The sequence below is a fragment of the Opacimonas viscosa genome, from assembly GCF_024199005.1.
Taxonomy (GTDB): domain Bacteria; phylum Pseudomonadota; class Gammaproteobacteria; order Enterobacterales; family Alteromonadaceae; genus Opacimonas; species Opacimonas viscosa.
Genome location: NZ_JANATA010000343.1, coordinates 1 through 232 on the forward strand (window position 1 = coordinate 1; position 232 = coordinate 232).

The window sequence follows — 232 nt, forward strand, 5'->3', positions numbered from 1 at the left end:
GGGCGGTCTCGGTCAGACGGCCGAAGGTCTCGGCCCAGGCAGGCGCAACCGGCGCGAAACCGGCTCCGGTGATGGCGACGAGCCGTCCGCCGGGGGCCAGGCGCGCGAGGGCCGAGCGCAGATGCCGGGCCGTCGCCTCGGTCGACCGACCATCGACATTGGCTTGGGCCGAGAAGGGCGGGTTCATCAGGATGACGCTCGGACTTGAGGAGACATCGAGATGATCGTCGAT

At 69.8% G+C, this 232-nt stretch carries 1 protein-coding gene; it reads right to left on the reverse strand.

What is annotated here, in order from left to right; genetic code table 11:
- Window positions 1–232, reverse strand: a 232-nt coding sequence (locus NLF92_RS13850; RefSeq protein WP_254102860.1) for a methyltransferase, incomplete at both ends; no start/stop codon positions are given.